This window comes from Mesorhizobium sp. f-mel (assembly GCF_053850215.1).
On the sequence record NZ_JBSPTO010000002.1, the window covers coordinates 417,303 to 441,934 of the forward strand.

The window sequence follows — 24,632 nt, forward strand, 5'->3', positions numbered from 1 at the left end:
CTCCCCCGATTGGGGGAGATGTCCGGCAGGACAAGGAGGAGCCCTGTCCTTCCGGCCCCTCGAGAATTACTCCGGCGTCAGCACCGCGACCTTGAGGGTATCTTTTTTCGCGCCGCTGAACTGCACGGTGGCCGGACCGGCGGCCAGCTTGAAGCGCACACTCTTGCGAATCCCCGGACAGGTCTTCATACGACTGAAAGCCGCCGACTTCACGGCTCTGCCGTCCTGAACGACATCGACCCAGGCCTCATCAGACAGGCTGATCTGGAGCTCTCCCTCAGGGGGCACGGCCACGCTTGCCGTCGCGCCGAATGTACCGGCTGCCGGCGCGCGTTCCGGCGGAATTGTGAAGCTGATCGTGTCGACCGGCGCCAACGCCACATCTGCAGCCTCGCCGACCGAAAGGTCAGCCCCGGACTGCGCGGCGGGCGCTGCCGCAAACAGGGCCTGCTCGCGCGTCACCGGCCATTTGAAAGCAGCACAGCTGGCGTCGTCGGCTATGGCGACGCTCGTGCCTGCAAGGATTGCGAATAGGCTGACGACGACTTTTTTCATGGCAAAGGTAACCCGCATGGTTTGAAGCTACACATCAATACAACCACAGAGATACTAATGCAACCATAGAGAGAAAAAATAAATGAGGTAAACCATTTCCAACCACCGATTGTTGATGGCAGGCCATGGCAATTGAGTGGTCCATGGCCTGGCCATAATTTATGGCCGATCCCGACGAGTGGAATGGAGCTTTTGATGAAGTTTTTTGACGGTCTCGCCAGATACCAGCCGCAGGCTCTCGCGGCATTGCGCATCATGACGGCGCTGCAGTTTATGGAGCACGGCACCCAGAAACTGTTCAATTTTCCCGTCAGCGATTCTGCCGGCGCCCTGAGTGGGCTATCGCTCACCGCGGGCGTCCTCGAATTCGTCGGCGGCATCCTGCTGGTTTGGGGCTGTTCACCAAGCCGGTCGCGTTCCTTCTCAGCGGCCAGATGGCGATCGCCTATTTCATGGCCCACATGCCGCATGACTTCTTCCCGGTCAACAATGGCGGCGATGCGGCAATCTCCTTCTGCTTCATCTTCCTCTATCTTGTGTTCGCCGGTCCCGGCGCCTTGGCGCTGGACAACCGCCGCAGCGCTTGAGCCGCCACCAGCGGCGCCTTTACCCCCGCATCCGCTCGAGATTCGCGTCGAACAGCGGTGTCGACTGCACGCGCGCGGGAAAGCACTTGCCCAACAGCTCAATCTGGAAACCGTCGGCCTCGTCGGCGATTTCCTTCGGGACATAGCCCATGGCCACAGACGTCTCCGAATGGTGCGCGTAGCCGCCTGACGTGACCCAGCCGCGCACGGTGCCGTCGAACCAGATCGGCTCGTCGCCGATGACGTCGGCGTCCGCCGCATCGACGACAAAGGCGCGCAGCCGTAGCTTGCCGCCTTGCTGGCGCTCAGCCACTGCAGCCTCCTTGCCGATGAAATCGGCCTCCTTGCCATAGGCGACGAAACGGTCGAGGCCGGCTTCGAGCGGCCCGTAGATCGGCCGGTATTCGCGCGCCCACGAGCCGTAGTTCTTCTCAAGCCGCAGCGCGTTGAGCGCGCGTGAGCCGAACAGGCCGATGCCGAATTCTTCGCCCGCCGCCATCAAGGTCTGGTACGCGGCACGCTGATACTCCGGTGCCACCCAGATCTCGTAGCCGAGATCGCCGGTGTAGCTGACGCGGCCGACCAGGCACGGCGCCATGCCGACATCCATCTTGGCCGTAGCCATGAACGGAAACGCCGCATTCGACACATCCGCCCGCGTAACTCTGGCCAACACGTCCCGCGCCTTGGGTCCTGCGATCGACAGGCCCGTCAGCTTCGCCCCCAGCGCCTCGATACGGACCGAGCCATCTTGCGGCAGATGCGCCTCGAACCAGCGCATGTGATACTGCTCGGCAATGCCGGAGCCGGCGAGGAACCAGTCCTCCCCGTTGGAATTGGGACTGCCGAGATTGGCCAGCGAAAAGTCGCCGATCAGCCTGCCGTCTTCCTTCAGCATCGGCGCCAGCGTCATGCGGCCGGGTTTTGGCAGCTTGCAGGCAAGCAGGCGGTCGAGCCAGTCCGCCGCGCCCTCGCCCGTCACCCTGTATTTGGCGAATGACGAGATTTCCGACAGGCCGACACGTGTCCGCACCGTCTTCACCTCTTTTGCGACATGCTGGAAATCGCTCGAGCGCCGCCACGAGAACTCGTCCTTGACGCCCTCGGGCGCATACCACAGCGGCACTTCCAGCCCATAGGCCACGCCCCATTGCGCGCCCTTGGCCGACAAAAGGTCATAGACCGGCGTGGTCTTGAGCGGCCGCCCGGCAGGCAGCTCCTCATTGGGGAAGCGGATGGAAAAACGCCGCGAATAATTCTCTCGCACCTTGGCGTTGGTGTAGGCCATCGTCGCCCAGTCGCCGTAGCGCGAGACATCCATCGCCCAGATGTCGGCGCCCGGATCGCCCTCGATCATCCAGTTCGCCAGCGCCAGGCCGACGCCGCCGCCCTGTGAGAAACCCGCCATGACGCCGCAGGCGACCCAGAAACCCGGCAGGCCGCGCACCGGTCCGACCAGCGGGTTGCCGTCCGGCGCGAAGGTGAAGGGACCGTTGATGATCTGCTTGATGCCGGTGTTCTGGAAGGCCGGGAAATGCCTGAAGCCGACTTCCAGCGACGGCGCGATGCGGTCGATGTCGGGCTCCAGCAGTTCGTGGCCGAAATTCCACGGCGTGGAAAATTCGGACCATGTCTTATTGGCCTTCTCATAGGTACCCATCAGCATGCCGCCGCGCTCCTGGCGCAGATACAGCTCGCCGTCGAAGTCGACCGCGTGGATGATCTCCGTGCCGGTCTTCTGGTTCCAGGCGGCGACTTCCGGCATGTCCTCGGTGATCAGGTACATGTGCTCCATGGCCAGCACCGGCAGTTCCAGCCCGATCATGCGGCCGACCTCGCGCGCCCATAGACCGCCGGCGTTGACGACATGCTCGGCCACCACGTCGCCCTTGTTGGTGATGACGCGCCACAGCCCGTCGGGGCGGCGCACGATGCCCTCGACCTTGGTGAAGCGCTCAACCTCCGCGCCAAGTTTTCTCGCGGCCTTGGCATAGGCATGGGTGACGCCCGATGGATCGAGATGACCGTCCTCCTTGTTGCGGACGGCGCCGACGAACTGCTTCGGATCGAGCAGCGGCATCAGTTCGGCCGCCTCATCAGGCGAAATCTCCTCCAGATCGATGCCGAGATAGCGGCCCTTGGCGACGACGCCGCGCAGCCAGTCGAGCCGCGCCTCGGTCGCCGCCAAAAGCACGCCGCCGGTCAGATGCACGCCGGTCGCCTGGCCGGACAGCTCCTCGATCTCCTTATAGAGCGAGATCGTGTATTTCTGCAGCTTGGCGACGTTGGGATCGCCATTGATCGTATGCATGCCGCCGGCCGCATGCCAGGTCGAGCCGGAGGTCAGCTCGTCACGCTCCAGAAGCAAAATGTCGGTCCAGCCGTGACGGGCGAGATGGAACAGCACGGAACAGCCGACGACGCCTCCGCCAATGACCACGACCTTTGCATGCGATTTCATGGATTTTCTCGTTTATTTCAGTGGGTTGGACGGGTGAGGTGAATCGGGATGGAAGGAGCTAAATCACCCCCTCTGGCCGGCAGGCCAGAGGGGGTTCTCGAGGACGCACGACACAACATCACGGCTCGCCCTGCCCGATCGCTTCCTTGCGCTTTGCCACATACGCCTCCAGCGCCTCGCGCACGGAAATATCCATCGCCGGCTCGACATGATCTTCCAGCGCTTTCTTCCACAGCCGCGTCGCCCGCGCGGTGGCGTCGAGCCCGCCGGCCTCCTGCCAGGCCTCGTAATTCTGCCAATTGGAGAGCATCGGCTGATAGAAGGCGGTGGCGTAGCGCTCCAGCGTGTGCGGCTCGCCGAAGAAATGGCCGCCGGTCGGCACCGCCCCCAATGCCTCGACGGCGAGTTCGGCCTCGTTGACTTCGATCGGGCGCAAAAACTCCATCATGTGCTGGATCATTTCGACGTCGATGATGAACTTTTCGAACGACGCGGTCAGCCCGCCCTCCTGCCAGCCGGCGGCGTGGTAGACGAGATTGCCGTGGCCGAGCACCGCGCCCCACAGGGCCATCAGCGTCTCATAGGCGCCTTGCGCGTCGGCGGCGTTGGAGGCCGAGCCCGGCGTCGTCCGGTAGGGCAGTCCATAGCGCCGCGCCAGCTGCCCGGAGGCGATGTTGGCTTTGGTGTTCTCCGGCGTGCCGAACGCCGGTGCACCGGACTTCATGTCGACATTGGAGGTGAAGGCGCCATACATGACCGGGGCGCCAGGGCGGACAAGCTGCGTCAAGAGCACGCCGAACAGCGCCTCGGCGTTCTGTTGGGCGAGCGCGCCGGCAAGCGTCACCGGGCTCATCGCCCCCATCAGCGTGAACGGCGTCACCGCGACCGATTGGCCGAATTCGGCCATGGTCATCAGCCCTTCGGCCATCATCTCGTCGAAGCGGCGCGGCGAGTTGACCGAAATGATGGTGGTGATGCCGGGATCGTCGCGCATCTCATCAAGCGTCAATCCGCGCGCGATTGCCATCATTTCGATGCCGTCGAGCGCCCTGCCGCGGCCGATCGCCGAGACGTGAAAACTTTTGTCGGCCAGCGTCAGATTGGCGAAATAGGTGTCGAGATGGCGTGAATTGGCCGGCAGTTCCACCGGGGCGCAGACCTGGTTGCCCAGCATGTGGATGCAGTTGAAATGCTGCGCCAGCCGGGTGAGATCGCAATAGTCGCGCAGGTTTCCGGCGCGGCGGCCGCGTTCCATGTCATGCACATTGGGCGGCCCGGCAACCAGGGTGAAGTTGATGGTGTTGCCGCCGAGATGGACGGCATGGGCCGGGTTGCGCGGCGTCAGCGTGTAGCTCGACTGCGTCGTCTTCAGTGCCTCATCAATCATGCCGCGGTCGATGCGGACAGTCATCGACGCGTGATCGACCTTGGCTCCGGCATTCTCGAACAGCAAGAGCGCCCGCGGGCTCATCACCTCGATGCCGAAATTCTCCAAAATGTGCATCGACGCCTGGTGGATCGCCTCGATCTGTTCGGCCGAGAGCATCGCCATTGGCGGATAGGGATTTGTCACGCGGCGCAACGGCAGTTGCGGAATGGCGGCCGGTCCCCTGTTGCTGGTTCGCTCGGCGCCGCGCTTGCGTCTCGGTTCGTTCATGCGGGGCATCAAAGCGCCGGCACGAGGATCGGGCTGTCAGAAATCCGCCACCCGCGGGCGTGATTTTAGCCAAGGCGGCATATCGGGAATTTCACGCCGACAAAAGCGACATAAAACGTCGGAATATCTATCCTCCCTCTGCCGCGACCAAAGCGGCCGATGGGCCGTTAAGGAACGCAGCAAGATTCCTTTTATGTTTTCGGCCTAATCCTCTTGCAATGGGAAGATCGAGTTTTAGTAAAATTATAGCTGTTACCGTGTTGCTGGCGCTGTCGGCCTGCGCGACGCCGCCACGCCATATCAACGATGTCTGCGCCGTGTTCGAGCAGAATGACGGTTGGTTCGACAACTGGCAGGCGGCGGCCGAACGCGCCGAACAGAAGCACGGCGTGCCGGTTCCCGTGCTGATGGCGACGGTGCGGAACGAATCCGGTTTCAAGAGCAACGCCAGGCCGCCGCGCACCAAGCTTCTCGGCTTCATTCCCTGGAAACGTGTCTCCAGCGCCACCGGCTTCTCGCAGGCGCTCGACGGCACCTGGGCGCAGTATCAAAGCGAGACCGGCAGCTGGGCGGCGCGCCGCACCAGCTTTGCCGATGCCGTCGATTTCGTCGGCTGGTATCATTCCAAGACATCAGACACGCTCGGCGTCGCCCGCAACGACACCTACAACCTCTACCTGGCCTATTATCTCGGCTGGACGGCCTATGGCCGCGGGAATCGCGGCGATGCCGGCGTGCAGCGCTATGCGCGAGCCACCGAGAAGATGGCTCGGGATTATGCCGCGCAGCTACGCCAATGCGCGCGTTGATGAAGCGAAGGATCTAGCCATCCGTCAGCTTCGGCCTTTTTCCGCGCGGACGCTTGGGCGGAGCGCCGGCAAAGCCAGGACCGATGCCTTGCGGCGCGTCGTCCGGCAACCCCTCATGGGCGGCATGCTCCTTGTCGAATTTGATCACCGGCTCCATTTTCGCCAGCACGTCGTCGGCAAGCCAGCACAGGCTCATATGACCGTCGCCGAGATTCTTCACCGGCGGCACCTGCGTCTCGCAAAGATTGTCCGGCACCAGCTTCTTGTAGCCGCAGCGCGTCTGGAACGGACAGCCGGTTGGCGGGTTCATCGCCGATGGGATGTCGCCCTCCAGCACGATGTGCTTCTTGATCACGCTGGTGTCGGCGATCGGGATCGCCGAGAGCAGCGCCTCGGTATAGGGGTGATAGGGCGGCGAAAAGATCTGGTCGGTCGTGCCCTGCTCGACGATATAGCCGAGATACATGACGACTACACGATCGGCGATGTAGCGCACCACCGACAGGTCGTGGCTGATGAACAGCATCGTCGTCTTGTTCTTGCGCTGGATGTCCATCAGGAGCTCAGTCACCGCCGCCTGCACCGACACGTCGAGCGCCGAGACCGGCTCGTCGGCCACCACCACCTTGGCGTCGCCGGCAAAGGCCCGCGCCACGCCAATGCGCTGTTTCTGGCCGCCGGAAAGCTGGCGCGGCTTGCGGGTCTCGAATGCTCGCGGCAGCTTCACCAGGTCGAGAAGCTCCAGCATGCGCTGACGGCGATCGGCGACCGTGTTGCCGACATTGAACTTTTCCAGCGTGCGGATGATCTGCGAACCGACCGTATGGCTGGGATTGAGCGTGTCGAACGGATTCTGGAACACCATCTGGATCGACGACACCGTCTCGACACTGCGCTTCTCGACGCCGGTCGACTGGATCTGTTGGTTGCCGAGCGTCACGCTGCCCGAGCTTGCCGTCTCCAGCCCGAGCAGCACCTTGGCCAGCGTCGACTTCCCACAACCGGACTCGCCGACAATGGCGACGGTCTCGGATTCGCGCGCCATGAAGGAGATCGTCTCGTTGGCCTTGACGACGCGGCCTTCGCTTGAGCCGAACACTTCGCTGCCGCCGACCTTGTAGTACTTTTTGAGGTCCTCGATCTTGAGCACCGGCGCGCCGGGCTCGACGCGCTCGTTGACCTTCTTGGCGCCGGGCGGCAGCGCCTCCCAGTCGATCTCGTTGAAGCGCACGCAGCGCGAAAAATGGCCTTCATGGCCGTCGACCGCGATCATCGGGATTTCGGCGGCGTTGCAGACGCCCTCGACGAAATGGTGGCAGCGGGGGCCGAAATTGCAGCCCTTCGGCCGCTCGTGCGGCAGCGGCAATTGCCCCGGGATGGAGATCAGAGGCCGCGAATTCTTGTCGGCGCCGGGCAGCGGGATCGAGCGGAACAGGCCTTGGGTGTAGGGATGGCGCATCCGGTCGAAGACGTCCTTGATCTTGCCGGTCTCCACCGCTTCGCCCGAATACATCACCGTGATGCGGTCGCAGGTTTCCAGGATCAGGCCGAGATTATGCGACACGAAGATCATCGAGGTGCCGAACTTCTCGCCAAGCCCCTTGACCAGGTCGACGATGCCGGCTTCCACCGTCACGTCGAGCGCCGTCGTCGGCTCGTCGAGCAGGAGCAGCGCCGGCTTCGACAGCAGCGCCATGGCGATGACGATACGCTGTTGCTGGCCACCGGAAAGCTGGTGCGGAAAGGAGCGCATCATGCGCTCTGGATCGGGCAGCCTGACCGCGCGCACCATTTCCAGCGCGCGTCTATAAGCCTCTTCCTTCGACACCTTGTCGTGGATCAGCGGCACTTCCATCAGTTGCTGGCCGACCTTCATCGCCGGGTTCAGGCTGGCCATCGGCTCCTGGTAGATCATCGCGATCTTGTTGCCGCGGATGGCGCGCAGTTCCTCGTCGGACAGCTCGCCCATGTCCTTGCCCTGGAACTTTATCCGGCCGCCGACAATCTTTCCGATGTTGGAGAGGTCGCGCATGATGCCGAGCGACACGGTCGACTTGCCGCAGCCGGATTCGCCGACGATGCCCATCGCTTCGCCAGGCATGACCGTGCAAGAGAAGTCCATAACGGCCGGTATTTCACCCTTGCGGGTGAAGAAGGAGATCGACAGGTTCTCGATCTCGATGATCGGCTCGGCGGGATTTCGAACTGCCTCATTCATGGGTCGCTCCAATCCTTGTTCTTTCAAGCATATCGGGTCGAGAACCCGTCCATCAATCTTTCATCGATTGTTCACGCAGCGAGTCGGCCAAGAGATTAAGGCCCAGCACGAACGACATCAGCGCGATCGTCGGCGGCAGCGCCGGATGGATGAAGGAGCGCAGCAGCCGGCTGGCGTCCTTGATCGCGGTGCCCCAGTCCGGGCTCTCAGGCGCCAGCCCCAGGCCGAAATAGCCGAGCGTGCCGAGCAGGATCGTGGTGTAGCCGATACGCAGGCAGGCATCGACGATCAGCGGCCCGCGTGCATTGGGAAGTATCTCCCACAGCATGATATACCAGGGCGATTCACCGCGCGTCTGCGCCGCCGCCACATAGTCGCGCGTCTTGATGTCCATGACAAGGCCGCGCACGATGCGGAACACGCCAGGGCTGGAGGCGAACACCACCGCCACGAAGATGTTGAGCTGGTTGGGATCGATATGGATGATCCTGAACGGGTCGGCATCGAAGACCAGGCCGGCATAGACCCAGCCGCCAATGACAAGGGTCAGTCCCAGGAGGATGTAAAGGCGGTCCGGCCGCTTCTTGTAGCGCGTCCAGAACAGCACGCTGAAGAAGATGATCGGGAACAGGAAGAACAGCCCGGCCATCGCATAGGGGATCGGCGTCTCCATGATGCCCGGCGTCACCAAGAGGTAGAACAGGAGAATCACCGGGAAGGCGAGCACCAGGTTGGCGAGGAATGACAGCACCGTATCGATCCTGCCGCCATAATAGCCGGCCGGCAGGCCAAGCGTGATGCCGACCATCAGCGCGAAACCGGTCGCCGCCGGCGCAATGATCAGCACGATCTGGCTGCCATAGACCATGCGGCTGAACACGTCGCGGGCAAGCTTGTCGCCGCCGAACAGGTAGACAAGTCCCGATTGCGGCTCGATCGCGCCCGGCAGTGCATCCTTCATGATCGGGATCTGGACAAGCGGATTGAAGGGCGAGATGGTCGACGCGAAAATCGCCGTGAACAGCCAGAACAGGCAGATGCCGACGCCGACGATGCCGACGCTGCTGTCGAACAGCTGACCGTAGAGGCCAAGCCTCTTCTTGTAGGCGAAGCTCGCCCCCATCACCAGGACGAGAGCGATCCAGACCGGCCAGAAACGCGCAAGCACGCCAAGCACCACATCGAAGGCGCCGATATATTCAAGCTGCATCCGCCCGATCCCCTATTGAACTCTGATACGCGGATTGAGAAACGCGTAACCGACGTCGGAAATGAGCTGCGTGATCAGGACGATGAACACCGAGACCAGGGAGCAGCCAAGCAAAAGATCGATGTCGTTGTTGCCGGCCGCCTCGACCAGCGTGTAGCCAAACCCCTGGTAGCGGAACATCACCTCGACGATGACGACGCCGGTGAGCAGCCAGGGAAATTGCAGCATGATGACTGTGAACGGCGCGATTAGCGCGTTGCGCAGCGCATGCTTGACCACGACGCTGCCGAAGGAGAGGCCCTTCAACCGCGCGGTGCGGATATATTGCTGCGTCATCACCTCGACCATCGAGGCGCGGGTCATGCGGGCGATGTAGCCGATGCCGTAGATCGCCAGCGTCATCACAGGCAAAGTGAAATTGTAGAAGGTGATGCCCCGGCTGGCCGAAGCCGCCGAACCGTTCAGCAGGCCGAGCCATGAGGCGAAAATGACGGTGAAAATGACGCCCGAGACATATTCGGGCGTCGCCGTCGAGGCGATCGAGGCGACGGACAACGTTCGATCGGTTCGCGAGCCTTCGCGCATGCCGGCGAGGATGCCGATCAGAAGCGAGATCGGCACCATCACCACAAGCACCCAGAACATCAGGATACCGGTGGCGCCGAGCGCCGGGAAAAGCTTCGACGCGACCGTCGTTTTGAACTTCGTCGAGCAGCCGAAATCACCCTGTAGCACGCCGGAGAACGTTGGCTCGACAGGATCGTTGCAGAAGGAAAAACGTCGCGCGGGTTTGCCCGTTGCCGGGTCTGTGACCGGCTGTTTGGGCACGATACCCAGCCATTGGCCATAGCGGGAGAAGAAATTCTGGCGATAGCCATGGTTGACCAGCCAGCTTTCGAGCTGCTCGGCCGAGGTGTGCATTTCGGTCTGGCTGATCGCCAGTTTTTTCAGATTGGGGTCGAGATTGATCAGGAAGAAGACGACCAACGTCAGGCACAGCATCGTCAATGCCATGGTGCCGAGGCGTCGAAGGATGAAAGAAAGCATGGCGGTCCCCCTGCCGGTCTGGTTGGGGTTGAGGCCGGCTTGGCGCCACTTCAGCCGCTAGCGGCAGAGTTGGCTGTCAAACGGACCCTCAGAATGCGATCAACCCTGTTATTGCACGCCCCTATCCGAAGAGTCCGCGCCTTTCTTGCTGCGCCTACTTCGGTTCTGGAACCATGCATGGCGTGGGTGGAAGGGGCGAACCGCCCCTTCCACGATCGATCCGATCAGGCCTCGTCGAGCCAGACCTTGCCGTAATCGCGCTCGAAGGTTGGGTGCATGGCGTAGTTCTTAACGGCAGCCACCGAGTGACTGTAGAGCTTGCGCCAGTAGGGCTGGATGATGATGCCGGAATCCTGCAGGATCTGCTCGATGTCCTTCATCATCTCCTTGCGCTTGGCGGCGTCGGCGACCGCAAGCGCGGCGTTGAGCTTGGCATCCCATTCGGGATTCGACCAGGCGGTTTCGTTCCAGGCTTCTCCGGTGCGGTAGCCGATCGCCAGAACCTGGACGCCGAGCGGCCGCATGTTCCAGTTGGTCATCGACAGCGGATACTTCGTCCAGTCGTTCCAGAACGTCGAACCCGGCAGCACCGTGCGCTTCACCTTGATGCCGGCGTCGCGCATCTGCGCGGCGATCGCATCGCCGGTATTCTTGTGCCAGTCTTCGTCGACCGTGATCAGCTCGTGCTCGAAATCGGCCTGACCGGCTTCCTCCATCAGCGCCTTCGCCTTGGCCGGATCGCGGGCAATCTTCGGCAGTTCGTAATATTCCGGATGGATCGGCGAGACATGGTGGTTTTCGGCGACAGTACCGGCATTGGCCATGCCAAGCTGCAGCACGACGGCGTTGTCGACTGCTAGCTGCAGCGCGTTGCGGACCTTCTGATCGTCATAAGGCTTGTTGGCCACATTGGTGCGGCAGACGATGGTCGCTGCGGTGACCACCTCGTACTTGACCAGGTCGACACCGTCGAGGATCGACACGTAGTCGGCTGACGTCTCGAAATTGGTATGGACCTCTCCCGATTCGAAGGCGCTGACCGTAGCCGCGGGATCGGTGCCGTAGTCGATGAACTCAATGCCGTCGAGGAAGACCTCGCCGTCCCACCACTTGTTGTCTTCGCGGCGCTTGTAGACGACTTTCTGGCCGACATCGTAGGAGACGAGCTCGAACGGGCCGGTGCCGATCGGGCAGGCTTTGAAATCGCCGCCCTTTTCGTCGAAGGTCTTGTGGACGATGAGGCCGGGATAGTCGCACACGTTGGGAATGAGCGCGATATCAGGCGTGCTGAGCTTTAGCTTGACCGTGTGTTCATCGACCTTGGTGACTGCGCTCTCATCCAGCTTGTCGTCCTTGACCAGCGAGCCGAGACGACCGGGCATGGAATTGCCTTCGGCTTTCTTGTCGGCCCAACGCTTGAAGTTGAAGATGACGTCATCCGCGGTGAACGGATCGCCGTTGTTCCAGGTGACGCCCTTGCGCACATGCAGCGTGTATTCGGTGGCGTCGTCGTTAACGTCCCAACTCTCGAGCAGGTAGGGGCGGAACGTGAATTCGTTTGTGTACTTGACCAACGGCTCGAGTGCCTGGCGCTCGGCATTGGCGATTTCCGACCAGTCGGCCTTGCGCGGATCCTTCGGATCCTTGATCCACATGGCGACCTTCAATATGCCGCCCTTCTTGCCCTGTACGTCCTGCGCTCTCGCCGGCGTCGGGTCGGCGAGGCCGAGCATTCCATAGGCCATCGCCGTGGACGCGCCGAAGACGCTGGCCAGAGCCAGAAACTCGCGGCGATCGACACGTCCGGCCTTGGCTTCTTCGGCCATTGCATGGATGTGATCCGGAACGCGATCGCCATTACTCCTGTAGATTGTCATCACGAAACTCCCATTGTTGGCTTTCTGCCTTTTACCATTCCGCATCCGGGCCATGATGTCAAAAACGGCACGGCTTGGGAACATGCCAAGGAATGTGCAACTTTGGAAGGGAAGCAGTTCGCGTGATAACGACAGTCTTGGCGCAAAATTGCTATCGCCCGGCAGATTTCGTTCGAATCTCCGGGATCGATCAAACTGAGACATTCACGACAGCGCCGCGCGTCCTCTGGGGCGCGCAAAGGACGCTGTAGCACTTTGATTTCGCGCATAATCCCTATTAGTTTAAGCGTCATGGCAACGTTCACACGACGGGGATATGGCCGCCGCCAAACAACGGTGGTTAGATGGGCACCTCGGGGACGGCATGCTGCGACCCGTTGCGGACATCCGGACCCAAGTACCGAATGACAAAAAGGTACGCTCAAGGCGGACGTTGATTTCTCGCCTAAGTCGGCTCCAAGCAGTCACCCAGAAATTCGATGAAGCGTTGCGTCGTTGCCGGAAGCGGGCGCGTTTCGATGGTGGCGAAGACAGAGCGGCGGCAGTGACGCAGACGGCCATCGGCCAAATCCTCGGCGACGATTTCCTCCGCCAGAAGGGCGATGCCTAAGTCGAGGGTGGCCAGCTATCCGACATGCGGCGCATGCAGCCGATTTGAGGAATGTCGAAGTGGCTTAACTGCCAGCGGTCTCGAACAGGAGCGCTCGAAAACAGGACCGCCGCAACTGCTCGTTCGTCGGTGTTGAGCCGGCGTTCTCCTCGCATCGGATGCAAGGAGACACGAAGGGCGAGCAGGCGGTTGCGTTACACATTGCTCAGGCGTCAGTTCAACTCAATACGTTCTCCCGTTGCCGCCGAGCGTTTTACCGCATCGATTACCCTTAAGGTTTCGAGCCCCTCACGCCCGCTGACAAGCGGCGGTTCGTCTCCGCGGATCACGTTGCAGAATTGCCTGATCTGCAGGACGAGCGGGTCCTCGTCGTCGACCTCGATACGCTTTTGGTCAAGTGGCTCCCACCAGCTCCGTTTACCAGGATTGCGCCAGACCTCGAGCGACGGAACAGCCAGCGACCCGTGCGTTCCTCCGATCATGTAACAGGATTGCTCGGTTCTGGGGTAGGCCGGATTCTCTCCGGTTGTCATCTCCCAGCTCCACGGTGCGACCACCGAGTCCGAGACTGTCGCAGTTCCCAAAACTCCATTCTTGAACTCGATCAGGATCACAGCCGTTTCCTCAACTGCGTTGCCGCGCACTGCGTTGGACTCGCGTGCCTGAACCGCGGCCACATCGCCGAAAAGGTAACGCAGATTATCGACATCGTGGATGAGATTGAGGAAAACCGGCCCCGCACCGCGCTCACGACGCCACGAGATGTCGAAGTAATCGTCGGGCTTGAACAGCCAGAACATCGCATTGACAACAAGAACGCGGCCGAGCTTCCCGCTTTCGATGACTTCCTTTGCCTTCTGCATCACCGGATTGTGTCGGCGGTGATGGCCAGCCAAAAGAGGAACACCTTTTGCCTCAGCCGCTGCAATCAGCTTTTCCCCGGATATAATGTCGTCGGCGATAGGCTTCTCGATGAGTGCGGGAACGCCGGCTTCAACGGCTTCCAACCCGTTCTGGACGTGAGCCTGGTTGGGCGTAGCCACGATGATCCCATCAGGTCGGTCTGCGGCAACCATGTCCGCGAAGCTTGTAAACCACTTCACGCTGGCTTCCTTGGCAATAGTCTCGCCAACCAGCGAGGGATCGACCACGGCACTGAGTTGCGCCGAGGGCTCGGCCAGGACGTGCTGAATATGGCGCTTACCGATGAGGCCTGCGCCAAGTACGGCCAGCTTAACCCGTTGGGTCATGGTCACCTCAGCCCTTGCTCGCCGCCTTGATCATTGTCGCCGCGCGCCGGATGCCAAGCTGGTATCCTTCTGTTCCAAGGCCGCAGATCACGCCGTCCGCGCGGTGCGAAACGAACGAATGGTGTCGGAAGCTTTCGCGCTTGTGCACATTGGAGATGTGGATCTCGATTACAGGCCCTTCAAATGTGTTCAGAGCGTCGAGGATGGCGAGTGAGGTATGGGTAAAGGCTGCCGGATTGATGACGATGCCCGCACCGTCCTCGCGCGCCTCATGAATCCAATCGATGATCTCGTATTCCCGGTTGCTCTGGTGAAAGCGGATTTCATGGCGGAGTTCGGCCGCCAGTTTGCGGCAGTCCGCCTCTACGTCTGCGAGCGTTTCATGCCCGTAGATGTGCGGCTGGCGTTTGCCAAGCAGATTGAGGTTTGGTCCATTGAGAACGTAGATCAGGCTCATAGTATAATTTCCTTCTTGAGCACGCTGTCCTGGTCAGACGAACGCGATTGCTTGAACAGCAAAATCAGGGTCCGACTCGTAGAGATCTGCGCGCAAGCCGAGCCTTCCAGCTTCGAGAGCAGGCGCGGCGATCGCCCGCGCGGCCTCGAGAACGGCAGTGAGAAGCTTCTGCTTAGTCTCTGCAGTACGACCCGGTGCCATCCGCACGATAATTTGGATGAAATGATTATCGACATGCTCATCGCCCACGCAGGAATATGTCGCTTCCCGCGCAAGCGTGCGCACGACAGAAGGTTTCACAAGGCCGCCATCGCGAACGCAGCGATGCACGGTCAGCGTGAGCCGGTCCATGGCTACATGCTCGCCTGCGCCCCGGCTATAATCGATGATGATATGCGGCATTTGGGATCTCCCCATCAAGCCGACAGGCGGCACAAGTCCATAAAGTGACGGGACATGCGCTCTGCGTCGGGTGCTATCCCGGTGAACAATTCGAAAGCCGCTGCTGCCTGGTAGACGGTCATGCCGCCGCCACGAAGGGTCCGGCAGCCTTTTCTTTCGGCGAGAGCAAGGAGCTCTGTGACGAGCGGCATATAGACGATGTCGGCGACCCAATGCCGTGAAAGAAGCCATTCCGGGTCGATCGGCGAACCAGGATGGCTCTTCATACCCGTCGGTGTCGCGTGAATAAGGCCGTCCGCGGAGCGCAGGGTGCTGCCCACATCCGTCGTGGCACGAGCGCAATCCCTTGAGAACCGATCGTTCAACTGCCCCGCCAAGGTTTCTGCTCGTTTCGAATCCTGATCAAAGATCGACAATCGCTTAATACCGAGCTTGATTGCAGCATGCGCCACGGCGACACCGGCACCGCCGGCGCCAAGCAGGACGGCATGCGACTTCGCGACGTGCGGAAGGCCGCGCTGGAAATTCTCGTAGAAACCGTACCAATCAGTGTTGTGGCCGATCCTCTCGCCGTCACGAAAGACCACGGTGTTGACCGCACCGAGCATCTCTGCATCCTCGGAAAGGCGGCTGAGGTGGGCGATCACAGACTGCTTGCACGGATGTGTAATGTTGCTCCCGGCAAAACCGCGCCGCTCTTCCTCGTCGAGGAGGTCCGGTAGCGCCGAGGCAGGAAGGCCTCGCTCGGCCAGATCGAGAAGCTCGTAACGGTAATCGAAGCCCTGATGTCGAGCCTCCGTTTCGTGGAGCGCCGGGGACTTTGACATTAGGATGTCGGCCCCGATCAGCCCTACGAGGAATTTCTTGTCATGCATTGGTATCGCTTTCGAACGTCAGTGGTGGGCAAGGATTTCGCCGAGGAAGGTTTTCGTGCGTTCGTGCTTGGGAGACTTGAAGAAGATCTCCGGTTCGGCCTCTTCGACGATTTCTCCTGAGGCCATGAAGATGACGCGATCAGCGACCTGGCGGGCAAAGCCCATTTCGTGCGTGACACAGATCATCGTCATGCCGTCACGGGCGAGCCCGATCATGGTGTCGAGCACTTCCTTCACCATTTCCGGATCGAGGGCAGAGGTTGGTTCGTCGAAGAGCATGACCTTCGGCTCCATGCAGAGCGCGCGAGCGATGGCAACGCGTTGTTGTTGCCCGCCGGATAGCTGTGCAGGAAACTTTTCGGCCTGGTCAAGGATTCGAACGCGCTCGAGATATTTTCGAGCCAGTCGCTCTGCGTCAGTGTGGGTTGTGCCTCGAACACGCATCGGGGCGAGTGTACAGTTCTGAAGTACAGTCATGTGCGGGAAGAGATTGAAGCTCTGGAAGACCATTCCCACTTCGCGACGTATCGCATCGACGGATTTGGTGCTTCCGTCCAGTACCTGACCCTCGACGACGATTTTGCCGTCCTCGATCGTTTCGAGGGCATTGATGCAGCGGATTAACGTTGATTTCCCGGAGCCTGACGGCCCGCAGAGGACGATTTTTTCGCCTTTGCGGACCGACAGACTGATGGATTTCAAAGCATGGAAATCGCCGTACCACTTCTGCACGTCCTCAAGGGAAATCAGCGTCGATTGATCTTTTGCAGAATTGAGCACGGAACTCTCCATTTGGGCTTTAATTGACGGTGAACGGGATGTTCGGAATGGATTCAGGGAACTGTGGCAGCTCGATCGCCATCCACTTCTTCGTGATGGCGGCAAGCTCACCATTGGCCTTGATCTTGTCGATGAAGGCGTTGACGGCTTCGTTCCAGTCCTTCTCGCCGAGCCGGGTCCCGACGCCGTTGTAGGTCGTCAGAAAGTTAATCTTGCGCTCATAGGTGCCGGCATTCGCGGCATCCAGACGCTGACCATAGAACTGGTTGCCGCCAACCGCCTTTACCTGTCCGGAGATGAGAGCCTGGATGGTTGTGGCATCGTCATCAAAGCGGCGAACCGTTGCGGTGGATCCGACGGCGTCCGTTACTGCCTTATCCTGCGAACTGGACTTCGGAACGCCGATCTCCCATCCCGCAACGTCTTCAGGCTTCGTAACCGTGTCGGACTTCGCCGCATAAAGCGAAATCGTGTTAGCGGCGTAGGGCTTGCTGTATTGAATTGATTTCGCACGTTCTTCCGTCATCGCCATCGTTGCGAACAGGATGTCGACTTTCCCGGTCGTAAGCGCCGGAATTCGGTTGGCAACGGCGAGCGGCTGGAATTGAACCTTCACGCCCAACTCCTTGGCAAAAAGGTTGGCGACGTCAGCGTCGAAGCCGTCCTGCAGGCCGCTTGTGTTGACGAACCCCCATGGCGCATTGTCGCCCTGGATGCCGACCACAAGCGTGCCCTTTGCCTTGATTTCCTCTACAGTTGCCGCAGAGGCGGCGGCAGCGCCAACGGTTGCGAAGGCAACGGTTGCCAGTGCAAGTCCGAGAAAATTCCTACGATTGTTATGCATGCTTATTCTCCTCCTCAAGAGTTTTGCTTCGAGCGAAGCGGTTAGCGGGCAGCTTTCGCCATCCGTTTTTCGAGGCCACTTCCGGCATGGGAGAGCGGCCAGCAAATGATGAAGTAGATTGCGCCGACGATCCCGAAGACGAGCAGCGGACGATAGGTCTGGTTTGAAATGATCTGGCCGACACGAGTCAGTTCAATGAAGCCGACGATTGCTGCTAGCGACGTGCCCTTGATGAGCTGGACAAGGAAGCCGATCGTGGCCGGCATCGAGATTTTCAGGGCCTGCGGCAAGATGATGTCTTTCATCCGCGAGACATAATGCAGACCGAGGGCGTTGGCGGCTTCCGTCTGGCCCTTCGGTACAGCCTCGATGGAGCCGCGCCAGATCTCGCCCAGGAAGGCACTAGCATGGAGCGTGAAGGCGATTGCGACCGCGATCCACGCGTTGACCTCGACGCCCAACAGCGCAACGCCGTAATAGACAACGAAGAGCTGCATCAGAAGGGGCGTGCCCTGGAAGATGCCGATATATCCTGCGGTGATCGTCCGGGCGACCTTCTTCTTCGAGGTGCGCAGCAGCGCGATCAGGATTCCGAACATCCCCCCACCGATGAAGCCCACGATCGCGAGCAGCACGGTCCACTTCAAACCCTGCATCAAAAAGAAGAATTCATTTTCGCCGATGGGACCCATGGCTGCCTCCTATCGCGTCGGGTAGTTGAAGTAGTGGCGAGAAATGAGGGCAAAGAGGCCCATCATCAGCGTCGAAATAACCAGGTAGATAGCGGTCGCCGTGAAATAGACTTCGAAGCTGCGGAAGGTGTCAGACTCAATGCGCTGAGCGGCCGAGGTCAGTTCGTAAGCGGCGATTGACGTGCAGACAGACGTTGTCAGTGTCAGCATGATGAACTGGCTTGTGAGCGAGGGATAAATCGCCCGCAGTGCCGGCTTGAGCACGATGAGCCGGAAGACGTCCGCCTTGTGCAGTCCAAGTGCGAAACCTGCCTCGATCTGGCCGCGCGACACGCTCTCGACCCCGCCTCGGATGATCTCGATTGCGTACGCCCCACCATTGATGCCGAGGGCAATGATCGCCGTAACGGTCGGATTGAGCCGTATGCCCATGAGAGGAAGGGCAAAATATATGAAGAAGATCTGCACGAGGAATGGCGTATTACGCACGACCTCAACGAAAACGATCACGGAAGTGCGCGTGATCTCGCTCTTGGAAGTCCTTGCAACAACGCCCAGGATTCCGATGACGAGTGCGAGGAGCATCCCAGCCAGCGCAAGGCCAAGCGTTCCAAGCGAACCCCATAGCAATTCCGGGGCCCGGTCGAGGACCGCACCGAAATCGAACGTATAAGGCATGTAAGACTTCCTCCTTCCGACCGGCCCACGCCGCGTTGGCGCCGGATCACTGATCCGGTTTCAAAATTCCCAGTGCGCTGTCATGGAGATGTTTTAGATGTGCCTCCGGGTCCACCGACCCGACGAGTGGCACTTCAACCGACATAGCAGTACCGTATTCGGTTGCAGCCCAGAGGTCCTTCAATGGCAATTCGCCTTCTCCAGGAGCGAACCTACCGCTTCTCGCCTCGGCGATCATTGCGTCCGACGTTTTAGGAGCAGGCCCGCGGACGTCGCAAAGCTGGACGTGTTTTACCTTCCCTGCATTTCCGCGAAGCTCGTTGATCGAGGCGCCGTTTCGAAAGAAGTGAACCCCATCAACGAGAGCACCGGCGTTCTCTGCCCCACAGGAATTCACGACCTCGACGCTGTCGCCAAAGGTTCTTACCGTCCGCCAGCCCATGTTTTCGATGTCGACTGACATGCCATATCGCGCTGCGAGGGCGCAAAACTCTGAAAGGTTTGTGGCAAGACGGCCGCCGTCTCGATCATCGCCGCAAACACTCAGCCGGCGCGCCCCTATGTTCGCAGCGGCTGCCACGGTCGCCTCATGGGAGCCCGCGACGAAGCTCTCGTCGATCACGAAGAACTCGATATCGAACACCTTGACGCCTTCGCCATCGGCAATTGTCTTGAATTCCTGGGCACTCTGGCTGCCCACCGGCAACTCGTAGAAAGGGGCTCCGGGAAAGGCGGGGTGCAGACGCAGCCCTATCGACGCAAAACCCGCCCGAGCAGCTATCACGGCGAATTCCTTGGGCGGCAGCGCGATGGATGAAAAATGCGCCACGCCCAGTCCAAGGTCCGGTCTTGGCGTCGCGACGGTCATCACAAGATCCCCTTTGTCGCGAGGTGATTGCGCAGATTGGTTCCCGTGCGGTGAATATGCTCACGCAACCTATCGCACGAATAGTCCAGATCCCGGGCGACGGCTCCCTGAGCAATCTCACTGTGCTCCTGGCTGACGTTGCGGTCACCCGACGTGCGGGTCAGAAACACCCGGCGATAACGGTCGTTGAGATTAAGAAGCAGTCTGCAGAAATGGAGCAGGATCGGCTTCCCGCAGCCAGATACGAGTGTCAGATGAAATTCGCGGTGGAGCTCTTCCCAGCGCTCCAGTGTCTCTGGCCGAGCCGCGTCACGATTGGTGCGGTTAAGGCGATGCAGCGCGCGCATGACGTTACCCTCCCACTCCACATCGCCGACCCGCACGGACTCGCGAAGCGCAAAGACTTCAAACTCTTCGCGCAGGGTGGTTATCTCTTCCAGATTGGCCAAGGAAATTGATGAAACGCGGTAGCCGCGATTGTCCTCGAACTCCACTAGACCATCCGATATCAGCCGCGCCAACCCTTCACGCAGCGGACTGAGGCTCACGTTGAACGTCTTGCGCGCCTTGTCGAGATTGATCTTGCTGCCGGCCTGAAGCTCGCCGGAGATGATCGCTTCACGAAGACGGGATGCAAGCTGGCTCCCAATTGTGTTTTTGCCATCATCGAGAAAGCCAGAAGACGATGGAGCATCTTCTGTCGTCGGAGCAAATGCGCCGTCGTCATCCGGTACCATTGTTCCTCCCAAGGCTCCCCGAACCAACTGATCGATATAATAAACGATTATTCCTGTCAACTTGAGTGCGCTGAAATCTGCAAAAAGTCCAGCCTTAGCTTCTTTTATGCGAATAAAACATAATAAAATCAATCAACTATATGCGATATCCTGTTTTATCCCGACTTGTGGGAGTCGCGAGAATGTACGGTGGCCTTGACAGATAATCGATTATTTGGATAGTCGGGGAAATCGGGAGGTAGCCCACATGGTGATCAAAAATGAAAGCGATCTGACGCCAGCCGTCCTCGCTGTGATGAATCGCACTGAAGACCCCCGCCTGCGAGAAATCCTCGTGGCGATGGTCACGCATCTTCATGCCTTCGTGCGCGAGGTTCGACTGACGGAGGTCGAGTTTCGGGAGGCGACAGCCATGCTGAATGAGATCGGGCAACTGCATACTGATCACCACAACGAGTTTGTGCTGATGGCCGGTTCTCTTGGCGTGTCTTCACTTGTCTGCCTACTGAACAATGGCGACAGGGGACAGACTGAGACCTCCCAGTCGCTGTTGGGCCCATTCTGGCGCCTCAACTCTCCGCGAGTCGAAAATGGCGGGACGATTATGCGATCCGAGACGCCGGGCACTCCCTTGTTCGTGCATGCCAGGGTCGTTGACCGCGACGGTAAGCCAATTGCCGGCGCCGAAGTGGATGTGTGGCATGCATCTCCCGTCGGTCTTTACGAAAACCAGGACCCGGACCAGGCCGAGATGAACTTGCGCGGCAAATTCATGACCGACGAGCAAGGTCGGTTCTGGTTCAGGACCGTCAAGATGGTCGGGTATCCCATACCGGTCGATGGCGTGGTCGGACGCCTGCTCAAAGCTCAGGGACGCCATCCGTACAGACCAGCGCACCTGCACGCACTGATCTTCAAGCACGGATACAAGACGCTGATTTCCCAGGTCTTTGACCCCAGCGACCCGAACATCGACTCCGATGTTCAGTTCGGTGTCACGGCAGCCCTGACCGGCGACTTCACTCGCCATGAGGCGCCCCATCCGACCGAAACGGATATTCCTGGCCCATGGTTCTCGCTCCACTACACCTATGTCATGGAACCCGGCGAAGCCGTTTTGCCGCGTCCCCCGATCAAATAAATCACTATCAGCAGAGCAAACGATATGATCACCGAAGAAGAACGCCAGGCCGCGGCAGACGCGCTGCTCAAAGCTGAAATCGAGCGGAAGCCGATCATACAGCCTAGCGAGACCTACCCGAACCTCGAACTCGAGGACGCCTACCGGATTCAGGCTTTGTGGGCGGAGGCGAGGGTGGCCAAGGGCGCACGGATCGTCGGGCATAAGATCGGCCTGACGTCACGCGCAATGCAGATGGCTTCGAAAATGACGGAGCCGGACTACGGCTGCATTCTTGACGATGCTCTTTACAACGACGGAGCGCAGATCAGGGCTGACTTGTTTATCAAGCCGCGCCTCGAGGTCGAGCTGGCCTTTGTTATGGGTGAGGATCTCGTCGGGCTCGGCACCAAGATCTATGACGTCATGCGTGCGACCGAGTTCGTTGTCCCGGCGATCGAGATTATCGACTACCGGACCGAAGTCCCTCGAGCGATCACCGACACCATTGCGGACAACGCAGCTTTCGGCGCCCTCGTCGTTGGCGGCCGTGTAATTCGCCCGATGGACATCGATATCCGATGGGTCGGAGCGACTCTTTCCAAGAACGGCATCATCGAGGAGTCGGGCGTGTCGGCGGCGATCATGGGACATCCGGCAGCCGGCATCGCGTGGCTGGTCAACAAACTTTATGCTGTGGGCGGTGGCCTGAAGAAGGGACAAATAGTCCTGGCCGGCTCCTTCACGCGTCCTGTCGATATCGCGAAAGGTGATGTCATTCAGGCCGACTATGGCCCTGTTGGCTCCATCGGCGTGTCGTTTGTGTGAGGTGCTAGATGGAACATCCTGTCAATCGATTCAAGCAGAAGCTTCTCTCTGGTCAAAGTCAGATCGGCCTGTGGTGTGGCTTGCCGGGAAACTACGCCGCGGAAATCGTCGCGCCTTCAGGTTTCGATTGGCTCCTGTTCGACACGGAACATTCTCCAGGTGACGTTCTGACCGTCCTGCCGCAATTGCAAGCGGTCGCACCATACGACGTTTCCCCAGTCGTCCGCCCGGCCATCAACGACCCCGTTCTCATCAAACGTTTCCTGGATATTGGCGTTCAGACACTGCTCATTCCCCACATTCAGAACGCAGAAGAGGCGAAAGCCGCAGTCGCGGCCGTGCGATATCCTCCGGATGGAATTCGTGGTGTTTCTGCCCTGACGCGCGCCACTCGTTTCGGCCGAGTTGCGAACTATGCGCAAAATGCGGAACGGGAAATTTGCCTGTTGCTGCAAGTTGAGACGCGGGAAGCGCTTGGCAACCTCGAGTCGATTGCGTCGGTAGAGGGAGTGGATGGCGTATTCGTAGGACCGGCAGACCTGGCAGCGAGTTTCGGACACAGGGGCCAACCGAGCCACCCGGAGGTGGTCGATGCAATTGTTGGCGCGATCGAACGCCTGAAATCGTTGGGCAAGCCTGCGGGCATTCTTACCCCGGATGAGAAGTTCGCGGCACGGTGCCTCTCGCTGGGAACACTATTTACTGCCGTTGGTGTCGATGTCGCTGTTCTGGCAAGGGGATCGGAAGCACTCGCGGCACGATTTGCATCTCAGGGAGTGTACCACGATGTCGGAACGTGATGAGCTCCTCACTGAAATCGCACCGACGGGAGTCATCAGAGCGGCGGTCAACATGTCGAATGCCGCACTTGTCCAACTCGATCCAGTGACAGGCTTTCTAACAGGGCCGAGCGCGCAGATCGCGATCGAACTTGCGGCAGAACTCGACTGCGGTTTGTCGCTGGTTCAATACGGATCGGCCGCTGACATTCTTGCGGCTGCCGAAGGCAACGAGTGGGACGTTGCGTTCATTGCTTCCGATCCATCACGTGCCGACAGGTTCTCCTTCTCGCCCCCCTATACCGCGGTGACCGCCAGCTTTCTGGTGCCAGACAGTAGCCCGCTAGGCAGCGTGGAGCATGTTGACGTCGAAGGGGTGCGCATTGCCGCCGCCAGAACCGCAGCGTATACAAAGCAGCTTGAGCGACAGGTTAGAAATGCAATTGTCCTCCATACCGAAAATTTCGCCTCCGCCCTGGACATGCTTGTAGCCTCCCAGTGCGATGCGGCTGCGGGCTTGACCGAGTCCCTGTCACGTTTCTGCGAAGAGAATCCAGGTTTCCGCATTGTTGAGGGGACATTCTCGAAAGTGCCTCAGGCGATCGCTGTGCATCGGAGGTGTGTTCACGCTTCAACCTTCCTGTCGGACTTCATCCAACAGCATTGCAGTGCGGGTAAGCCGAGCAACTGAAGCAGTTGGCGGGACATGCGAGGGAGCCAGGTCGAGGGGACGCGACACGTTAACTCCCGAATAGTCAATTGGAATCCTCTTCCCTCTCAAGCGTTTTGACTCGGAAGTTCATGTTTCGTTGAGCCTTAGCGTACGATGTCGAGCAACTCTTGTTCCGAAGGGTTGGGGGTGGCCGTGGCCCTGGATCATGGGCGTGTGCTTCGTGGTGCTGGCGCAGCAAGTCCTTGCCGTAGTCGTTGCCATTCGGCGTCCTGACGACCGTGTGGATGTGCCCGCGCGCGTCGGCCACGCCCCGCCGCCACCGCGAGAATGGCCCAGATCGGCGCTCCTCCCCCAGCACCATGAACGCCAGGGAAAACTGCGAGCGCGATAGCGACCGACTGGGTGAGCATCATCAGGCGGCGGCGCGGAAGCCGGTCGGCGGTTTATTGCCGGGTGGTACGACTGCGTAGGACTATCGGCCTCTCCAGAAGCGCACGCCGAAGAGGAGCGCGGTGTGGTTTGAGTTGCCGTGTGAGAACGTTGATGCCCGCTAGAGCGCTTCGCCTTTTGACTGAATCTGGATTCCCAAGTTTGCGCAAATCAGATTCGATGTCCTGA

23 protein-coding genes and 1 pseudogene are annotated in these 24,632 nt (G+C 60.0%); 7 read left to right on the forward strand and 17 right to left on the reverse strand.

Going from position 1 to position 24,632, the window contains the following annotated elements; genetic code table 11:
- Window positions 1–66: 66 nt before the first annotated feature.
- Window positions 67–555 carry a hypothetical protein gene (locus tag ACWUKX_RS06095; protein WP_456004846.1) on the reverse strand — a complete coding sequence of 163 codons (489 nt, stop codon included), beginning with the start codon at window positions 553–555 and terminating at the stop codon, window positions 67–69.
- A 195-nt stretch (window positions 556–750) separates the two neighbouring features.
- On the opposite strand from ACWUKX_RS06095, the pseudogene ACWUKX_RS06100 reads away from it, so the two are divergent.
- A pseudogene (locus ACWUKX_RS06100) lies at window positions 751–1,142 on the forward strand (DoxX family protein).
- Window positions 1,143–1,161: 19 nt separating this feature from the next.
- On the opposite strand, the gene ACWUKX_RS06105 reads toward ACWUKX_RS06100, so the two are convergent.
- Both ACWUKX_RS06105 and ACWUKX_RS06110 read right to left on the reverse strand, forming a co-directional pair.
- On the reverse strand, window positions 1,162–3,603 hold the full coding sequence (locus ACWUKX_RS06105; protein WP_456004849.1) for a GcvT family protein: 2,442 nt from the start codon (window positions 3,601–3,603) through the stop codon (window positions 1,162–1,164).
- Window positions 3,604–3,721: 118 nt separating this feature from the next.
- The gene (locus ACWUKX_RS06110; protein WP_456004852.1) at window positions 3,722–5,260 is read right to left on the reverse strand and encodes a trimethylamine methyltransferase family protein; all 1,539 of its coding nucleotides are present in this window, start codon (window positions 5,258–5,260) and stop codon (window positions 3,722–3,724) included.
- A gap of 218 nt (window positions 5,261–5,478) precedes the next feature.
- Between ACWUKX_RS06110 and ACWUKX_RS06115 the strand changes: the two genes are divergently transcribed.
- Window positions 5,479–6,069 carry a transglycosylase SLT domain-containing protein gene (locus ACWUKX_RS06115; RefSeq protein WP_456004855.1) on the forward strand — a complete coding sequence of 197 codons (591 nt, stop codon included), beginning with the start codon at window positions 5,479–5,481 and terminating at the stop codon, window positions 6,067–6,069.
- Between the two features lie 13 nt (window positions 6,070–6,082).
- Here ACWUKX_RS06115 and ACWUKX_RS06120 read toward each other — a convergent pair whose 3' ends face one another.
- The 4 genes from ACWUKX_RS06120 to ACWUKX_RS06135 form a co-directional block, all read right to left on the reverse strand.
- The gene (locus ACWUKX_RS06120; protein WP_456004857.1) at window positions 6,083–8,287 is read right to left on the reverse strand and encodes a dipeptide ABC transporter ATP-binding protein; all 2,205 of its coding nucleotides are present in this window, start codon (window positions 8,285–8,287) and stop codon (window positions 6,083–6,085) included.
- 52 nt (window positions 8,288–8,339) lie between these two features.
- Window positions 8,340–9,497, reverse strand: coding sequence for an ABC transporter permease (locus ACWUKX_RS06125; RefSeq protein WP_065009893.1), 1,158 nt, complete (start codon window positions 9,495–9,497; stop codon window positions 8,340–8,342).
- A gap of 12 nt (window positions 9,498–9,509) precedes the next feature.
- A complete protein-coding gene (locus ACWUKX_RS06130) occupies window positions 9,510–10,544 on the reverse strand; it encodes an ABC transporter permease (RefSeq protein WP_029351580.1) in 1,035 nt (344 codons plus the stop codon).
- 224 nt (window positions 10,545–10,768) lie between these two features.
- Window positions 10,769–12,421 (reverse strand): ABC transporter substrate-binding protein, encoded by a 1,653-nt coding sequence (locus tag ACWUKX_RS06135; RefSeq protein WP_456004860.1) that lies wholly within the window; start codon window positions 12,419–12,421, stop codon window positions 10,769–10,771.
- A gap of 364 nt (window positions 12,422–12,785) precedes the next feature.
- On the opposite strand from ACWUKX_RS06135, the gene ACWUKX_RS06140 reads away from it, so the two are divergent.
- On the forward strand, window positions 12,786–13,031 hold the full coding sequence (locus tag ACWUKX_RS06140) for a hypothetical protein (protein WP_456004862.1): 246 nt from the start codon (window positions 12,786–12,788) through the stop codon (window positions 13,029–13,031).
- Window positions 13,032–13,243: 212 nt separating this feature from the next.
- Here the strand turns inward: ACWUKX_RS06140 and ACWUKX_RS06145 are convergent, their stop codons facing one another.
- From ACWUKX_RS06145 to ACWUKX_RS06190, 10 genes are read right to left on the reverse strand one after another with little or no spacing between them, the layout of a single operon-like run.
- Complete coding sequence (locus ACWUKX_RS06145; RefSeq protein WP_456004864.1) at window positions 13,244–14,281, reverse strand: Gfo/Idh/MocA family protein; 1,038 nt, start codon at window positions 14,279–14,281, stop codon at window positions 13,244–13,246.
- Between the two features lie 7 nt (window positions 14,282–14,288).
- On the reverse strand, window positions 14,289–14,738 hold the full coding sequence (gene aroQ / locus ACWUKX_RS06150; protein ID WP_065009891.1) for a type II 3-dehydroquinate dehydratase: 450 nt from the start codon (window positions 14,736–14,738) through the stop codon (window positions 14,289–14,291).
- Window positions 14,739–14,771: 33 nt separating this feature from the next.
- Window positions 14,772–15,140: a 5-carboxymethyl-2-hydroxymuconate Delta-isomerase gene (locus ACWUKX_RS06155; protein ID WP_287099144.1), complete on the reverse strand. Its 369-nt coding sequence runs from the start codon at window positions 15,138–15,140 to the stop codon at window positions 14,772–14,774.
- A gap of 14 nt (window positions 15,141–15,154) precedes the next feature.
- Window positions 15,155–16,015, reverse strand: a complete 861-nt coding sequence (locus ACWUKX_RS06160) for a shikimate dehydrogenase (protein WP_189522427.1) — start codon at window positions 16,013–16,015, stop codon at window positions 15,155–15,157.
- A gap of 18 nt (window positions 16,016–16,033) precedes the next feature.
- Complete coding sequence (locus ACWUKX_RS06165) at window positions 16,034–16,807, reverse strand: amino acid ABC transporter ATP-binding protein (RefSeq protein WP_456004868.1); 774 nt, start codon at window positions 16,805–16,807, stop codon at window positions 16,034–16,036.
- A gap of 7 nt (window positions 16,808–16,814) precedes the next feature.
- Window positions 16,815–17,639: a transporter substrate-binding domain-containing protein gene (locus ACWUKX_RS06170; RefSeq protein WP_065009887.1), complete on the reverse strand. Its 825-nt coding sequence runs from the start codon at window positions 17,637–17,639 to the stop codon at window positions 16,815–16,817.
- A gap of 41 nt (window positions 17,640–17,680) precedes the next feature.
- Window positions 17,681–18,331: an amino acid ABC transporter permease gene (locus ACWUKX_RS06175; RefSeq protein ID WP_135935591.1), complete on the reverse strand. Its 651-nt coding sequence runs from the start codon at window positions 18,329–18,331 to the stop codon at window positions 17,681–17,683.
- A gap of 9 nt (window positions 18,332–18,340) precedes the next feature.
- Window positions 18,341–19,009, reverse strand: a complete 669-nt coding sequence (locus ACWUKX_RS06180; RefSeq protein WP_135935590.1) for an amino acid ABC transporter permease — start codon at window positions 19,007–19,009, stop codon at window positions 18,341–18,343.
- Between the two features lie 46 nt (window positions 19,010–19,055).
- Entirely contained in the window at window positions 19,056–19,877 is an 822-nt protein-coding gene (locus ACWUKX_RS06185; protein WP_456004870.1) for a sugar phosphate isomerase/epimerase family protein, read from the reverse strand.
- A complete protein-coding gene (locus tag ACWUKX_RS06190) occupies window positions 19,877–20,614 on the reverse strand; it encodes a GntR family transcriptional regulator (protein WP_456004872.1) in 738 nt (245 codons plus the stop codon). Before ACWUKX_RS06190 ends, ACWUKX_RS06185 begins: the two co-directional genes overlap by 1 nt.
- Before the next feature lie 247 nt (window positions 20,615–20,861).
- Between ACWUKX_RS06190 and ACWUKX_RS06195 the strand changes: the two genes are divergently transcribed.
- From ACWUKX_RS06195 to ACWUKX_RS06210, 4 genes are read left to right on the forward strand one after another with little or no spacing between them, the layout of a single operon-like run.
- On the forward strand, window positions 20,862–21,755 hold the full coding sequence (locus tag ACWUKX_RS06195) for an intradiol ring-cleavage dioxygenase (protein WP_456004874.1): 894 nt from the start codon (window positions 20,862–20,864) through the stop codon (window positions 21,753–21,755).
- 24 nt (window positions 21,756–21,779) lie between these two features.
- Window positions 21,780–22,562: a fumarylacetoacetate hydrolase family protein gene (locus ACWUKX_RS06200; RefSeq protein WP_456004877.1), complete on the forward strand. Its 783-nt coding sequence runs from the start codon at window positions 21,780–21,782 to the stop codon at window positions 22,560–22,562.
- Window positions 22,563–22,570: 8 nt separating this feature from the next.
- Window positions 22,571–23,362 (forward strand): 4-hydroxy-2-oxoheptanedioate aldolase, encoded by a 792-nt coding sequence (gene hpaI, locus ACWUKX_RS06205; protein WP_456004879.1) that lies wholly within the window; start codon window positions 22,571–22,573, stop codon window positions 23,360–23,362.
- The gene (locus ACWUKX_RS06210; RefSeq protein WP_456004882.1) at window positions 23,349–24,032 is read left to right on the forward strand and encodes a transporter substrate-binding domain-containing protein; all 684 of its coding nucleotides are present in this window, start codon (window positions 23,349–23,351) and stop codon (window positions 24,030–24,032) included. The genes hpaI and ACWUKX_RS06210 overlap by 14 nt, the downstream gene beginning before the upstream one ends.
- Window positions 24,033–24,632: the final 600 nt, after the last annotated feature.

Bases quoted from the DNA above. Each gene is read 5' to 3' on its own strand.
- ACWUKX_RS06105 (WP_456004849.1), bottom strand. From the start codon at position 3,603: ATGAAATCGCATGCAAAGGTCGTGGTCATTGGCGGAGGCGTCGTCGGC.
- ACWUKX_RS06125 (WP_065009893.1), bottom strand. From the start codon at position 9,497: ATGCAGCTTGAATATATCGGCGCCTTCGATGTGGTGCTTGGCGTGCTT.
- ACWUKX_RS06115 (WP_456004855.1), top strand. From the start codon at position 5,479: ATGGGAAGATCGAGTTTTAGTAAAATTATAGCTGTTACCGTGTTGCTG.
- ACWUKX_RS06145 (WP_456004864.1), bottom strand. From the start codon at position 14,281: ATGACCCAACGGGTTAAGCTGGCCGTACTTGGCGCAGGCCTCATCGGT.
- ACWUKX_RS06180 (WP_135935590.1), bottom strand. From the start codon at position 19,009: ATGCCTTATACGTTCGATTTCGGTGCGGTCCTCGACCGGGCCCCGGAA.
- ACWUKX_RS06170 (WP_065009887.1), bottom strand. From the start codon at position 17,639: ATGCATAACAATCGTAGGAATTTTCTCGGACTTGCACTGGCAACCGTT.
- ACWUKX_RS06200 (WP_456004877.1), top strand. From the start codon at position 21,780: ATGATCACCGAAGAAGAACGCCAGGCCGCGGCAGACGCGCTGCTCAAA.
- ACWUKX_RS06095 (WP_456004846.1), bottom strand. From the start codon at position 555: ATGAAAAAAGTCGTCGTCAGCCTATTCGCAATCCTTGCAGGCACGAGC.
- ACWUKX_RS06120 (WP_456004857.1), bottom strand. From the start codon at position 8,287: ATGAATGAGGCAGTTCGAAATCCCGCCGAGCCGATCATCGAGATCGAG.
- ACWUKX_RS06155 (WP_287099144.1), bottom strand. From the start codon at position 15,140: ATGCCGCATATCATCATCGATTATAGCCGGGGCGCAGGCGAGCATGTA.
- ACWUKX_RS06140 (WP_456004862.1), top strand. From the start codon at position 12,786: ATGCTGCGACCCGTTGCGGACATCCGGACCCAAGTACCGAATGACAAA.
- ACWUKX_RS06195 (WP_456004874.1), top strand. From the start codon at position 20,862: ATGGTGATCAAAAATGAAAGCGATCTGACGCCAGCCGTCCTCGCTGTG.
- ACWUKX_RS06160 (WP_189522427.1), bottom strand. From the start codon at position 16,015: ATGCATGACAAGAAATTCCTCGTAGGGCTGATCGGGGCCGACATCCTA.
- ACWUKX_RS06165 (WP_456004868.1), bottom strand. From the start codon at position 16,807: ATGGAGAGTTCCGTGCTCAATTCTGCAAAAGATCAATCGACGCTGATT.
- hpaI (WP_456004879.1), top strand. From the start codon at position 22,571: ATGGAACATCCTGTCAATCGATTCAAGCAGAAGCTTCTCTCTGGTCAA.
- aroQ (WP_065009891.1), bottom strand. From the start codon at position 14,738: ATGAGCCTGATCTACGTTCTCAATGGACCAAACCTCAATCTGCTTGGC.
- ACWUKX_RS06175 (WP_135935591.1), bottom strand. From the start codon at position 18,331: ATGGGTCCCATCGGCGAAAATGAATTCTTCTTTTTGATGCAGGGTTTG.
- ACWUKX_RS06190 (WP_456004872.1), bottom strand. From the start codon at position 20,614: ATGGTACCGGATGACGACGGCGCATTTGCTCCGACGACAGAAGATGCT.
- ACWUKX_RS06185 (WP_456004870.1), bottom strand. From the start codon at position 19,877: ATGACCGTCGCGACGCCAAGACCGGACCTTGGACTGGGCGTGGCGCAT.
- ACWUKX_RS06135 (WP_456004860.1), bottom strand. From the start codon at position 12,421: ATGACAATCTACAGGAGTAATGGCGATCGCGTTCCGGATCACATCCAT.
- ACWUKX_RS06210 (WP_456004882.1), top strand. From the start codon at position 23,349: ATGTCGGAACGTGATGAGCTCCTCACTGAAATCGCACCGACGGGAGTC.
- ACWUKX_RS06130 (WP_029351580.1), bottom strand. From the start codon at position 10,544: ATGCTTTCTTTCATCCTTCGACGCCTCGGCACCATGGCATTGACGATG.
- ACWUKX_RS06110 (WP_456004852.1), bottom strand. From the start codon at position 5,260: ATGAACGAACCGAGACGCAAGCGCGGCGCCGAGCGAACCAGCAACAGG.